We start from the raw sequence: 12,978 nt of genomic DNA on the forward strand, positions 1-12,978 counted from the left end.
ATCATTCATAATGAATTACTGCTTGGTCACTCTAAGACTTGATATTTTTTGCCACCGAGGTGGCGGATATCGTCTTGTGAGTGCCCACACAGATTGTCTGATAAATTGTTAAAGAGCAGTGCCGCTGTTCGCAATGAATCTTATGCGGCGCGGGAGGTGCATAATACGCTTTCCCGCTGAAGAGTCAAGAGTTTTTCTTTCGAATCTTTCTTTTTCTCTTCCCGACCCGGCGACTTGGTTCTCGTTAGAGGAGTCGTTGTTCCCGGTCAGTGGAGGCGCATTATAGGGAGTTCTCGGAAGGCCGCAACCCCTATTTTTAAAAACTTTTCCGACCGCTGATTCTTTAATCAATAGCGGTTTAAAGCGCCAGATTTTGAATGCTTTTAAATCCATATGCCTGCAAAACAGGCAGCAGTCCTGCAGCCTGTTCATCGAGCTTCATACAATAGGCGATGCTTTCTATTTCCGTTTCGGCTTTTTTCTCGGGTAAAGAAGTAAAAGCCGTCTCGATTAACCAGTGCGCGCGACGTGCAATCGCCGATCCGGAGTCAATTAGTCGCGTTCCGTCGGGCAGAACCTGTGCCAGTTCGTCACTTAACAGCGGGAAATGGGTACATCCGAGTACAACGGTGTCCGGCGGTTCGCGCAATTTCAGCCACGGATGCAGAATCTTCTTTAATAGAGGAAGAGAAACGTCTTCGCCATGCAGCTTGGCTTCGGCCAATTCCACAAGCTCTGCCGAACCCAGCATCAGAATCTTGCAGTCTGTGGCGAATCGCGCAATCAAGTCGTGAGTATAAGGACGCTGAACGGTCGCTCGCGTAGCCAGTAATCCGACTATCCCGTTACGCGTCAACTTGGCGGCGGGTTTAATGGCAGGGACAACGCCCACCACCGGACAACTAAATCGTGCCCGCAATGCCGGAAGCGAAACTGTGCTCGCGGTATTGCAGGCAATGATAATAATAGAAAGGGGATGACGACGGGCGACGGCGCTGACTATCTCCAGCACGCGCTCGACAATAAATGCTTCTGATTTCTCGCCATACGGAAAAGCGACATTATCGAAGGCATAGATATAGTGCAGGTCCGGCAGAAGTTGCCGAACCTCGTGATAAACCGATAACCCGCCGACGCCCGAGTCAAACACCAGCGCCGTCGGGCGAGCCGGGACTACTGCGCTATCAGAAGGTATAGCTTCCAGAAAGGTAGTACTGACGTCCTGGGGTTTCGTAGCCATAAGCCGTCTCATAATCTTTATTAAAGAGGTTGGCAATTCTACCACGAACCGTCAGACGAGACGTAACAGGATAAGCGGCGGCCAGATCCCAGAGACTGACACCGCCCAGCTTCACCGTCTGATAAGTGTTGTAGTCGGTATCATAGCGCTGGCCGAGATAGTGATAGGTCACCGCCCAGTCAATCTGCGCCACCTGCCAGTCCAGCTCGTATTTCACCTGCTGTTTGGCGCGACGTAATAGCGGCGTGTTACTCAATGCATTACGCGCATCGACATAGTCATAGGAAAGCTGATGACTCAACGGACCGGTATCGAAAGATGCCGTGGCTTCTACGCCCTTGATTTTCGCTTCGCCGATATTGTAGTAACGATAGGTCGAAGGATCGCTGTCAATCAGGTCGGTAATTTCGTTCTTGTAACCACTGACGCGCCAGGTAACCGGACCCGACAACCCTTCGAAAGCGCCTTCCCATTGCTTGCTCTCTTCAGGACGCAGATTCGGATTGCCGTAGAACTCGCTGTGCACCTGTCCGAGGTTCGGCGCTTTGTAAGCCGTTCCATAGGAGGCGATAAAGCGGTAACCGTCGATAAACTCCCACGCCGCGCTGCTCTGCCAGGTGGTGTGCTGACCAAACTGCGAGTTATCGTCGCTGCGTACTGCGCCTTCGACCGTCACCGGACCAAACAACTGCTGCGTCGTGGCATAGACGCCGGTATTACGCTGCTCATATCCTTCGCTCAGATAATTGGTACCCGGTTCGGTAGTCTGCTTCTGCCAGTCCACGCCACCGCTGACCGTACCGTGCCATGCCTGAAGGGTATTGCCCCACTGCACATTATACTGATCGATATCATCCAGCGTGGCCGAAGCATCGTATCGGCCATAACGCGGATCGTAGTTATAGGTCTTGGTATGGCTGTAGCTTCCTATCAACTGGGTGGCGTAAATTCCCTCGTGATAGCGCAGGCCTGTATCCCAGGTCTGGCTATACAACTGCTGGGTGTCGAGCAGTGCGCTGCCCGGAGAATCATAGCCGTCATAGGCGGTGCGGTTATCAAACCCGTAACCTCTTACAAAGCCGCTGATATTTTCATTGAAGTTATGCAGGAGGGAGCCGTACAGCGTTTTGCTCATGAAGCCGTCGCGGTCCTGCTGCGACTGCGCGCCGGTGTTGCCATCGGCGACAACGTCGTAACCGTGGGTATAGGTGTAATTACCGGCCAGCGTTCCGATGGTGTTATCGCCCAGCTGCTGCTGAGTCGAGGCATCATAGGATTGATATCCGTCCGAACCCAGGCCCGCGCCGAGCGTCGTGCCCAGCTTGTCGCGCGTGGTAATGATGTTGACCACGCCGCCAATGGCATCGGACCCATAAACCGCCGAAGATGGCCCACGGATATATTCGATTTTCTGCACCAGCGAAATCGGGATCTGGCTTAGGTCGGAAGACCCCGACACGCCCGCCTGATTAAGACGAATGCCGTCGATAAGAATTAACACGTGGCTGGAGTTGGTGCCGCGAATAAACAGCGAGCTTTGCTGACCCAGCCCGCCATTCTGTGCAACGTCAACGCCCGGTAGACGACGCATGACGTCAATCAGGCTTTTAGATTGCCAGAGATCTATCTGCTGGCGAGTCACCACCGTTGTCGGCGCCAAAACTGTCGAAACCGGCTGCGGAAAACGATTCGCGGTGACCACCAGCTGGTCGCTATTGTCTGTCGATGAATGGCTATCTTGCGCCCAGCCGGAAAATGCCGTGACAGAAAGAACTGTCAGCAGCGCATGCTTTTTAATTGTCATGTAAACGCGCATCCAAACCTAATGGAGGATACCGCAGAGAATCATCATCGTTTATTCGCGCCGATCATGAAAATGCGATGTATTTCAGGCAGGTCTTCGGGCTCGGGATTTGTTATCAAAAGAAAATAACACCGGGCGTCAACTTCCCATCCTTATATAAGGACAGTGTTTTCATTATTGGCTCGAGGAGGAACCCTAATAACGAGGACGCCGTGCTTTCCCCATACCGCTGCGCGACAGCTCCGGATTCACACCGGATTCCCTTTTAACTCAACGTTGGAGGCCTGGGATGAATCCTACGATCAACTTATTTGGAAATCTAGACTTCCACCACGCCCGAGCAAACTAAATACGACAAAACTGGACATCATCCTGACATTCCCTACAATCAGCGGGCAAAATGCACCACAATCCGTAAAGTTCGCCCACTGACAAGACGTAAGACGAGAAAATAGATGACGCCTGAAAACCTGCCCATTGAACAATACGACGACCAACTGGCGGAAAAGACCGCCCGTCTCACGGCGCTGATGTCGCCATTTAATGCGCCGGCGGCCGAAGTTTTCCGTTCTCCTGTCAGCCACTACCGCATGCGCGCCGAGTTTCGCGTCTGGCATGACGAGGGCGACCTGTACCACATTATGTTTGATCAGCAGACCAAGGCGCGGATCCGCGTCGATCGGTTTCCTGCAGCAAGCGAACTGATCAATCGACTGATGCCGGTGCTGCTCGCCGCCGTCAAGGCCGAGCCTGCGCTGCGCCACAAGCTGTTCCAGATTGATTATCTCTCAACGCGTAGCGGCAAAATCATCGCCTCGCTGCTGTATCACCGCAAACTCGATGACGTGTGGCAGCAGGCCGCCACCGCATTGCGCGACCAGCTGCGTGCAGACGGTTTCGACATCCAGCTGATTGGCCGCGCGGCAAAAACCAAAATCATGCTCGACCAGGATTACGTCGACGAAGTCTTGCCGGTCGCCGGCCGCGACATGATTTATCGCCAGGTTGAAAACAGCTTTACCCAGCCGAACGCTGCGATGAACATCCATATGCTTGAATGGGCGCTGGAAGTGACCGAAGGTTCTCGTGGCGATTTGCTGGAACTTTATTGCGGAAACGGCAATTTCTCCGTGGCGCTGGCGCGTAATTTCAATCGCGTACTGGCTACAGAAATCGCCAAACCTTCCGTTGCCGCTGCGCAGTTCAACATCGCGGCCAATAACATGGATAACGTCCAGATTATTCGCATGGCGGCCGAAGACTTTACTCAGGCGATGAATGGTGTGCGTGAATTCCGCCGTCTGGAAGGCGTAGATTTAAAAAGCTATCAATGCGAAACCATTTTTGTCGACCCTCCGCGCAGCGGCCTCGACGACGATACCGTTAAACTGGTGCAGGGATATTCCCGTATCCTTTATATCTCCTGTAACCCGGAGACGCTGTGTGCCAACCTCGAGGTTCTGCAACACACCCACCGCGTAACCCGTTTGGCGCTGTTCGATCAGTTCCCGTATACCCATCATATGGAATGCGGCGTTTCTGCTTGAACGTATCGACGCATAAAAGACAAAAAGGGCAGCTCGAAAGCTGCCCTCTTCTTTTTCCTGCCTGTTACATGCCCTGTCAGGCTTTGTTCTCTTTGCGCTTTTTCATGCGGTAGGCAATCCAGAACACCAGCACGACACAAATTACCGACGGCAGGAAGTTGGAGCCAAGCTGCGGATATTCGGCGCGCACGATAGTGCTGTAAAGCAGAAGTCCGAGAACAAAACACGCAGCGGCCAGTTTTGGCATACCGAGCGGCATTTCACATTTCTGATAGCGCACGTGCAGGCAATAGATTGCCAGGACCAACGCAATAATCGGGAACACGGAAAACGCGACAACGGAACTGAACAAGGCATCAAAGGCGCCGTTAATCGATAATCCGGCAATCAGAGCCAGGACCAGGGTGCCATTATCCTGGCGTGGTTGTACGGTCATCTTCTACTCCTCTCATCCTTTTCAAATTGGCGACGGCAGCGGGCGCTGCTCAATGAATTTACGAGCTTGCCACAACTTTTACTCGCTGGGGACAGTCTCATCGTTAACTGATGTGTCAGCCGTTCTCTCTTGCTGACGGCGATACCAGTAGTAGGCACCTTTGGAAATCATGCGCAGTTGCAGCACCAGCCGCTCTTCAAGCTGACGACGCTGGGCAATGTCGACATCCAGCGCTTCGGCACCCGCATTGAAAACAATGATAACCATGGCTTCTGCCTGCGCTTCGGTAAAACTGCGCGGCATATGATTTTCGAGTTGCAGATAGTCGGCAAGTTCCGCGATGAAATGCTGAATTTCACGCGCGACGGCGGCACGAAACGCCGAGGAGGTGCCCGAACGTTCACGCAGCAACAGGCGGAAGGCGTTGGGATTGTTGCCGATGAATTCCATGAAGGTGGAAACGGAGGTGCGGATCACGCTGCCGCCTTTGGCAATGCGCTGCCGTGCCTGACGCATCAATTGACGCAGCATCAGACCGCTTTCATCGACCATTGTCAGTCCCAGTTCATCGACATCACGAAAATGCCGATAAAAAGACGTGGGCGCGATGCCCGCTTCCCGGGAGACTTCACGCAGGCTTAAACTGGCGAAACTACGCTCGGCGCTCAGTTGGCTAAAGGCCGCCTCAATCAGCGAGCGGCGTGTACGCTCTTTTTGTTGTGCTCTTACGCCCATAACCTTCATCCGATAGTGTCTACTTACTCATTCGCCTGAATTTACGTCACTATACCAAATTTTTTCACAACGACCGTTATACTAAGTTCAGCATAAGTTCTTCTGAATGTTGCGGCATTCCCACGAATAGATAATCGGCCGGTTGGAAATTAGGTCTATGATGTTACATTCTCGTTATGATTTTGTATAAATATAGGTTCCTCATCCATGCAACAGAACTATCATTTTGATGCCATCATAATTGGCTCCGGCCCTGGCGGTGAAGGTGCTGCCATGGGTCTGGTGAAACAAGGCTCCAGAGTTGCCGTGATCGAACGCTATAACAACGTAGGTGGCGGCTGTACACACTGGGGGACTATTCCTTCCAAAGCCCTGCGCCACGCGGTCAGCAGGATCATCGAGTTTAATCAGAACCCGCTTTACAGCGACGGTTCCCGTGCATTGAGCTCGACCTTTCCGGATATTCTGCGCCACGCCGACACGGTGATAAATCAGCAAACCCGCATGCGCGAAGGCTTCTACGAGCGTAACCAGTGCAAACTGTTTGCCGGTGACGCGAGCTTTGTCGATGCCAACACTATTTCTGTCACTTACGCCGACGGTTCCGCAAGACTTTGTGACCGCAGAGCACATCGTCATAGCCTGTGGTTCACGGCCTTATCGCCCCGCTACCGTCGACTTTACTCATCCGCGCATTTACGACAGCGACCTGATCCTGGGCCTCGAGCACGAACCAAGACACGTGATTATCTATGGTGCGGGCGTCATTGGCTGTGAGTACGCCTCCATTTTCCGCGGACTGAACGTAAAGGTTGACCTGATCAACACCCGCGATCGTCTGCTGTCGTTCCTCGACCAGGAGATGTCGGACTCGCTTTCCTACCACTTCTGGAACAACGGCGTGGTGATTCGCCACAACGAAGAGTTCGAGCGCATCGAAGGTGTCGACGACGGCGTGATCATGCACCTGAAATCAGGCAAGAAGCTGAAAGCCGATGCACTGCTGTATGCCAATGGTCGAACCGGTAATACCGATTCGCTGGGACTGGACAAGATTGGTCTCGAAGCCGACAGCCGGGGTCTGCTCAAGGTCAACAGCATGTACCAGACCGCCCTGCCGCATATTTATGCCGTCGGGGATGTCGTTGGTTATCCGAGTCTCGCCTCCGCCGCCTACGATCAGGGCCGTATTGCCGCCCAGGCGATGATTCAGGGCGAAACCAAGGTGCGATTGATAGAAAATATTCCGACCGGTATCTACACCATTCCGGAAATCAGTTCCGTGGGTAAAACCGAACAGGAACTGACCGCCATGAAAGTGCCTTACGAAGTGGGCCGCGCGCAGTTCAAACATCTGGCGCGGGCGCAAATCGCGGGCATGAATGTCGGGAGCCTCAAACTGCTGTTCCACAGAGATACCAAGGAGATCCTCGGTATTCACTGCTTTGGTGAACGCGCGGCCGAAATTATTCACATCGGTCAGGCCATCATGGAACAGAAAGGGGCCGGCAATACCATCGAGTATTTCGTTAATACGACCTTTAACTATCCGACGATGGCAGAAGCCTACCGCGTGGCGGCACTCAACGGGTTAAACCGGCTTTTTTGACGCCTGCGAAGCCATATAGGTTTGCATGTGCGTTTTAATCGCCTCTGCCAGCTGTTCATAACGGCTGCGCAGCGGAGAACCGGGGCGATACACCAGAGCAATGGTGCGCTTCGGTACCGGTTTGTCACACGTCAGATAAGTTACTCCGTCGCGGCTGCGCTCATGAGGCACGGCCAGGGAGGGCAGCAACGTAATCCCGCTGCCCGCGGCGACCATATTGCGCAATGTTTCCAGACTGGTGGCGCGGAAATGCGTGTCTTCGTCTGCGCCCGCCTGGAAACAGAATCCCATTGCCTGGTCACGCAGGCAGTGGCCATCTTCCAGCATCAGCAGCTTTTCACCGGCAAGTTCGGCCATCGGTACGCGATCCAGTGACGCCCACGGGTGATCGTCATAGATAGCCAGTTTCAGCGGCTCGTCAAACAGCGGCACCTCGATGAATGCTTCACTTTCCTTAACCAATGCCAGGATGGCACAGTCCAGTTTTCCACTGTCGAGTTGCGCCAGAAGCTGTTGGGTCTGCGCCTCGTGCAGGTACATTTCCAGCTTCGGAAACGTTTTATGTAGCGACGGAATGATCTGCGGCAGCAGATAAGGCCCGACGGTCGGAATCAACCCGATATGCAGCGGGCCTGACATCGCCTCGCCCTGCTGGCTGGCCATCTCTTTCAGAACCTTCACTTCACGCAGCACGGTACGTGCTTGATCCACCAGCAATAAACCGGCCTGCGTGAATAACACCTTGCGGCTGGTTCTTTCCAGCAGCATGACGCCCAGCTCGTCTTCGAGTTTGCGAATCTGGCCGCTCAACGTAGGTTGGCTGACGTGGCAAGAGTCGGCAGCGCGGCGAAAATGACGGAATTCGGCCAATGCGACCAGATATTCCAAATCACGAATGTTCATAGTTTCTCCCTTTACGACCCGCACGTGCGATAGTCAGTAGCGATAGATAAGATAGCAATCAACGATTATATCTATCAAGAGTATTCATGAATAATGTCCACATCGAACGGCAATGCCGAAGATTGAAACAAGAAGTTTGAAATAAAGTGAATATCAACTGAGAGGTTATGCATGTTTTCAAGCCGTGAAGGAAAAACCGTACCACAAGTGACATTCCACACTCGTCAGGGCGATCAGTGGATCGATTCCACGACCGATGACTTGTTTAAAAATAAAACCGTGATCGTGTTTTCACTGCCTGGCGCGTTTACACCAACCTGCTCTTCAAGCCACCTGCCACGCTATAACGAGCTGGCCGGGGTCTTTAAACAACATGGCGTCGACAGCATTCTTTGCGTCTCCGTCAACGATACCTTCGTGATGAATGCGTGGAAGGCCGAGCAGAATGCCGCCAATATCACCTTCATTCCAGACGGTAACGGCGAGTTTACCAAAGGCATGGACATGCTGGTCGAGAAAGCCGACCTGGGCTTTGGTCCACGTTCATGGCGTTATTCCATGCTGGTGCGCAACGGCGTGGTAGAGAAAATGTTTGTCGAGCCAAACAAACCGGGCGACCCGTTTGAAGTGTCGGATGCCGATACCATGCTCAAATATCTGGCGCCGGAATACAAAGTGCAGGAATCAGTTTCCGTTTTCACCAAGCCGGGCTGCCCTTTCTGTGCCAAGGCAAAACAAATGCTGCAAGAACGCGGCATTCAGTATGAAGAAGTTGTGTTGGGTAAAGATGCAACAACTGTCAGCCTGCGTGCGGTAAGTGGACGCGCAACGGTGCCACAGGTGTTCATCGGCGGTCGCCACATCGGGGGAAGCGACGATCTGGAACAGTTCTTTGCGGCCTGAGTACCTCAGGTTTCCGGGAATCAGAACGTCTTATTAGAAAGAAAGTAGTGTATGAACGTTTAGCGGGCCTTTTGGCCCGCTTTTTTATGCACTTTTTTAAGCAACGGCTATTAAGCCAGTCGAGCCTTGGCTTCGCGAATAGCCAGAGCTACCTGCTCGGGAGCGACGCCGCCTTTGGCATTACGCTTGTCGAGGCAGGACTGCAATGCCAGAATCGGATAGACATCGTCGCCAATGGTGTTGCTGAACTTCTGCAAATCGGCCAGCGGCAAGGCTTCAAGCGCTTTCCCCTGACGGATGGCTTCAACGACGGCTTCGCCCACAATATGGTGCGCTTCGCGGAAAGGTACGCCCTTGGCAACCAGGTAGTCGGCCAGTTCGGTAGAGTTGGCGTAACCCTGCTCTGCGGCTTCTTTGCAGCGCGGACGTTTAACCTGAATACCGTCGAGCACCAGCACGGACATCTGTAGACAGTCCATCCAGGTGTCGAGCGCGTCGAACAGCCCTTCCTTGTCTTCCTGCATGTCTTTGTTGTACGCCAGCGGCAACCCTTTCAGGGTCATCATCATGCCGGTCAATGCACCTTGCACGCGACCGCATTTGCCGCGGATAAGCTCCAGCGCATCTGGGTTTTTCTTCTGCGGCATCAGCGAGGAGCCGGAAGTCACGCGGTCAGAAAGATCGATAAAGCCTGCTTCACCGGTGTTGAAGAAAATCAGATCTTCGGCGAAACGCGACAGGTGAACCATGCTCATCGAGGCATTAAACATCAGCTCAACAATGTGGTCACGGTCGGACACGCTGTCGAGGCTGTTACGGGTTGCCGAAGCAAAGCCTAGCCAGCCGGCCAGCTGTTCGCGGTCGATAGGATACGCGGTACCGGCCAGTGCGCCGCTGCCCAGCGGGCTGACGTCGAGGCGGGTCAGCGTATCTTGCAAACGGCTTTCATCACGCGCCAGCATTTCGACATACGCCAGACACCAGTGAGCAAAGGTTACCGGCTGCGCACGTTGCAGGTGCGTGTAACCGGGCATCACGGCGTCTTGATTGGCTTCGGCGGTTTCAACCAGCGCGAGCTGTAAATGTTTGAGGGCAAGCTGCAAATCAATGACCTGCGCCTTGCACCAGAGTTTGATGTCGGTAGCGACCTGATCGTTACGGCTGCGTCCGGTATGCAGTTTCTTGCCAAGATTACCGACCTTGTCGATAAGCTTCTGCTCGACCCAGCTGTGAATATCTTCGGCATCACTTTCAACGATAGCGCGAGGGTTGGCACGCACCTCTTCCAGCAGAATGTTCAGTGCGCCTTCAAGCTGCACCTGCTCTTCTGCGGTCAATACATTGACGGTAACCAGCGCTTTCGACCAGGCAACCGAGCCCACGATATCCTGCTCTGCCAATCGATAGTCAAAACGCAGTGAATCATTCAGTTCTTTAAAACGCTGATCTGCTGCCTGACTAAAGCGTCCGCCCCATAATGCCATGATAATGCTCCCGACTTGACGTACTTGAAAAGTGATACTGAAAACGAGATGTCAGGCGTGCGAGCTGCCCCGCACGCCTGATGTAACGCTAATGCAAAGGCTGCTTATTTCTTGGCAGCGTTCAGTGCACGGATGCGTGAAGAGAGCGAGAACAGACGAATGAAGCCGCCAGCGTGGCTGTGGTCGTAAACTTCGTCTTCGCCGAAGGTCGCAAACTCTTCGGAGTACATGCTGTCTGGTGATTTTTTCTGGATTGCCGTCGCGGTACCTTTATACAGCTTGATAACGACTTCACCGTTCACGTCCTGCGCCAGAGAGTCGGCAGCGGCCTGAATGGACTCGCGCAGTGGTGCGAACCAGCGACCATCGTAAACCACGTATGACATTTCCTGGCCCAGCTGCTCACGCCATTTGAAGCTGTCACGGTCCAGAACCAGCTGCTCGATGCCACGCAGTGCCGCCATCATGATGGTGCCGCCCGGGGTTTCGTAGCAACCGCGAGACTTGATGCCGACCAGACGGTTTTCAACGATGTCGATACGACCAACGCCGTGCTTGACGCCCAAATTGTTCAGCGCTTCCAGACATTTGAACGGGCTCAGTTCCTGACCGTTCACGCCAACGACTTCGCCTTTTTCTACCTTGATAGTGACAAGCTCGGCTTCGTCCGGTGCATCTTCAGGTGCAACGGTCCATGCCCAGCAGTCTTTGTTCGGGGCATTCCACGGGCTTTCCAGCACGCCGCCTTCGGTAGAGATGTGCCATGCGTTTTCGTCACGGCTGTAGATTTTCTCAAGAGACGCAGTGGTCTTGATGTTACGCTCTTTCAGGTAATCCAGCAGCGCTTCACGGGAACGCAGGTCCCACTCACGCCACGGCGCAACCACTTTCAGCTGAGGTGCCAGTGCGGTGTAGGTCGTTTCGAAACGCACCTGGTCGTTACCTTTACCGGTCGCACCGTGACATACGGCATCTGCACCGACTTTCAGCGCCAGCTCGACCTGAGCCTTGGCGATTAATGGACGTGCCATCGAGGTGCCCAGCAGGTAAGTTCCTTCGTACAGTGCACCGCTTTTCAGAACCGGATACACGTAGTCTTTGATGAACTCTTCACGCAGGTCGACCACGTGACATTCAGACGCACCGGTATCCAGCGCTTTCTGCTCGATGCCTTCCAGATCCGCCTGGTCCTGACCAATGTTGGCAACGAATGCCACCACTTCACAGTTACCGTAGTTCTCTTTCAACCAGGGAATGATAGCCGACGTATCCAGACCGCCTGAATAAGCGAGTACGATTTTGCTGATGCCTTGAGTTGCTGCCATGATAATTTCCTTAAAAATTTCTGATTCCGCGACGTCTTTCGTCGTGATTTTTTAAAATTTGCTCAACCTTTTACCCAGGTGACCGGCTTGCAGCATGTTCGTTAATTCCGATGAACCGATAGGAGTCAGTGACTCGGGTTCAACACTGCGAAGCCAAAGACGCCGGGTTATCAGGCAAGAATTCGGGTGCCGATGGCGATACCGTTGAACAGTGCAGGAAGTTGCTCCGCATTGCGCCAGCTGGCGATATCCACCGGACGACCCAGTGAACGCGCGGCATCCAGTGCGGCGTTGACTTTCACAATCATGCCGTCGGTGATAATGCCCAGTTCAATCATCTCCTGCGCTTTTTCGGCCGTCATTTCCGGCACGCGCTGACCATTGCCATCAAGGATCCCGCTGACATCGGACAGCAGAATCAAGTCGGCACCCAGAGTCGCGGCCAGCGCTGTGGCGGCCTGATCGGCATTGACGTTCATCAGCGCGCCGTCGGCGGTGATGCCGATAGAGCTGACGATAGGCAGATAACCCGCCGAGGTCAGCGTATTGATAAGCGCCGGCGAACCCGCTTCGGCCTTACCCACAAAGCCCAGCTCGTCGCTCAGCTGCGTCACGCTGACAGAACCGCCGTCGGCCAGAGACAGCCCGACCGCATTGATATTGTTCTTCACCGCCCACGAAAGCAGCGTCTTGTTGGCGCTACCCGCCAGCGCACCCGTAATGATGTCAATCTGGTCTGCTGGCGTCACACGCAGGCCCGACTTCTTGACCACCGGTAGGTTGAGACGATTCATCAGGTCATCGACCAGATAGCCACCGCCGTGAACGATCACCAGAGGACGTTGAAATTCCTGACGATAGGCAACCAGCGCCATGAACAAACGCTCGAGCGCCTCTTCATTGTCGAGCAACACGCCGCCTAATTTAATGACCAAAGGATTCATTCTGTTCACACCTGTCGTAGTCGGAAATGGTGAAGTTATTTCTAATTT

10 protein-coding genes, 1 pseudogene and 1 riboswitch are annotated in these 12,978 nt (G+C 53.7%); of the genes and pseudogenes, 3 read left to right on the forward strand and 8 right to left on the reverse strand.

Annotated features, from left to right (window positions below; genetic code table 11):
* Positions 1–358: 358 nt before the first annotated feature.
* Both murI and btuB read right to left on the reverse strand, forming a co-directional pair.
* Positions 359–1,240, reverse strand: coding sequence for a glutamate racemase (gene murI, locus O1V66_RS16550; RefSeq protein WP_045049610.1), 882 nt, complete (start codon positions 1,238–1,240; stop codon positions 359–361).
* Positions 1,185–3,044 (reverse strand): TonB-dependent vitamin B12 receptor BtuB, encoded by a 1,860-nt coding sequence (gene btuB / locus O1V66_RS16555; protein WP_045049708.1) that lies wholly within the window; start codon positions 3,042–3,044, stop codon positions 1,185–1,187. The genes murI and btuB overlap by 56 nt, the downstream gene beginning before the upstream one ends.
* 70 nt (positions 3,045–3,114) lie before the next feature.
* Positions 3,115–3,347: riboswitch (cobalamin riboswitch) on the reverse strand.
* Positions 3,348–3,499: 152 nt separating this feature from the next.
* Between btuB and trmA the strand changes: the two genes are divergently transcribed.
* On the forward strand, positions 3,500–4,591 hold the full coding sequence (gene trmA / locus O1V66_RS16560; RefSeq protein ID WP_269127907.1) for a tRNA (uridine(54)-C5)-methyltransferase TrmA: 1,092 nt from the start codon (positions 3,500–3,502) through the stop codon (positions 4,589–4,591).
* 76 nt (positions 4,592–4,667) lie between these two features.
* On the opposite strand, the gene O1V66_RS16565 is transcribed toward trmA, so the two are convergent.
* Both O1V66_RS16565 and fabR read right to left on the reverse strand, forming a co-directional pair.
* Positions 4,668–5,027 (reverse strand): YijD family membrane protein, encoded by a 360-nt coding sequence (locus O1V66_RS16565; protein ID WP_045049612.1) that lies wholly within the window; start codon positions 5,025–5,027, stop codon positions 4,668–4,670.
* 78 nt (positions 5,028–5,105) lie between these two features.
* Complete coding sequence (gene fabR, locus O1V66_RS16570; RefSeq protein ID WP_045049709.1) at positions 5,106–5,762, reverse strand: HTH-type transcriptional repressor FabR; 657 nt, start codon at positions 5,760–5,762, stop codon at positions 5,106–5,108.
* Positions 5,763–5,969: 207 nt separating this feature from the next.
* On the opposite strand from fabR, the pseudogene sthA reads away from it, so the two are divergent.
* A pseudogene (sthA, locus tag O1V66_RS16575) lies at positions 5,970–7,371 on the forward strand (Si-specific NAD(P)(+) transhydrogenase).
* Here sthA and oxyR read toward each other — a convergent pair.
* Positions 7,354–8,274 carry a DNA-binding transcriptional regulator OxyR gene (gene oxyR, locus O1V66_RS16580; protein ID WP_045049614.1) on the reverse strand — a complete coding sequence of 307 codons (921 nt, stop codon included), beginning with the start codon at positions 8,272–8,274 and terminating at the stop codon, positions 7,354–7,356. The pseudogene sthA and the gene oxyR sit on opposite strands and share 18 nt — an antisense overlap.
* Before the next feature lie 171 nt (positions 8,275–8,445).
* Between oxyR and O1V66_RS16585 the strand changes: the two genes are divergently transcribed.
* Positions 8,446–9,177, forward strand: a complete 732-nt coding sequence (locus tag O1V66_RS16585; RefSeq protein ID WP_045049615.1) for a glutathione peroxidase — start codon at positions 8,446–8,448, stop codon at positions 9,175–9,177.
* Between the two features lie 110 nt (positions 9,178–9,287).
* On the opposite strand, the gene argH is transcribed toward O1V66_RS16585, so the two are convergent.
* The 3 genes from argH to argB form a co-directional block, all read right to left on the reverse strand.
* Positions 9,288–10,661 (reverse strand): argininosuccinate lyase, encoded by a 1,374-nt coding sequence (gene argH / locus O1V66_RS16590; protein WP_045049616.1) that lies wholly within the window; start codon positions 10,659–10,661, stop codon positions 9,288–9,290.
* Between the two features lie 104 nt (positions 10,662–10,765).
* A complete protein-coding gene (locus O1V66_RS16595; protein WP_045049617.1) occupies positions 10,766–11,986 on the reverse strand; it encodes an argininosuccinate synthase in 1,221 nt (406 codons plus the stop codon).
* Between the two features lie 170 nt (positions 11,987–12,156).
* A complete protein-coding gene (gene argB, locus O1V66_RS16600) occupies positions 12,157–12,930 on the reverse strand; it encodes an acetylglutamate kinase (RefSeq protein ID WP_045049618.1) in 774 nt (257 codons plus the stop codon).
* Positions 12,931–12,978: the final 48 nt, after the last annotated feature.

The sequence above is a fragment of the Rouxiella chamberiensis genome (assembly GCF_026967475.1).
GTDB lineage: Bacteria > Pseudomonadota > Gammaproteobacteria > Enterobacterales > Enterobacteriaceae > Rouxiella > Rouxiella chamberiensis.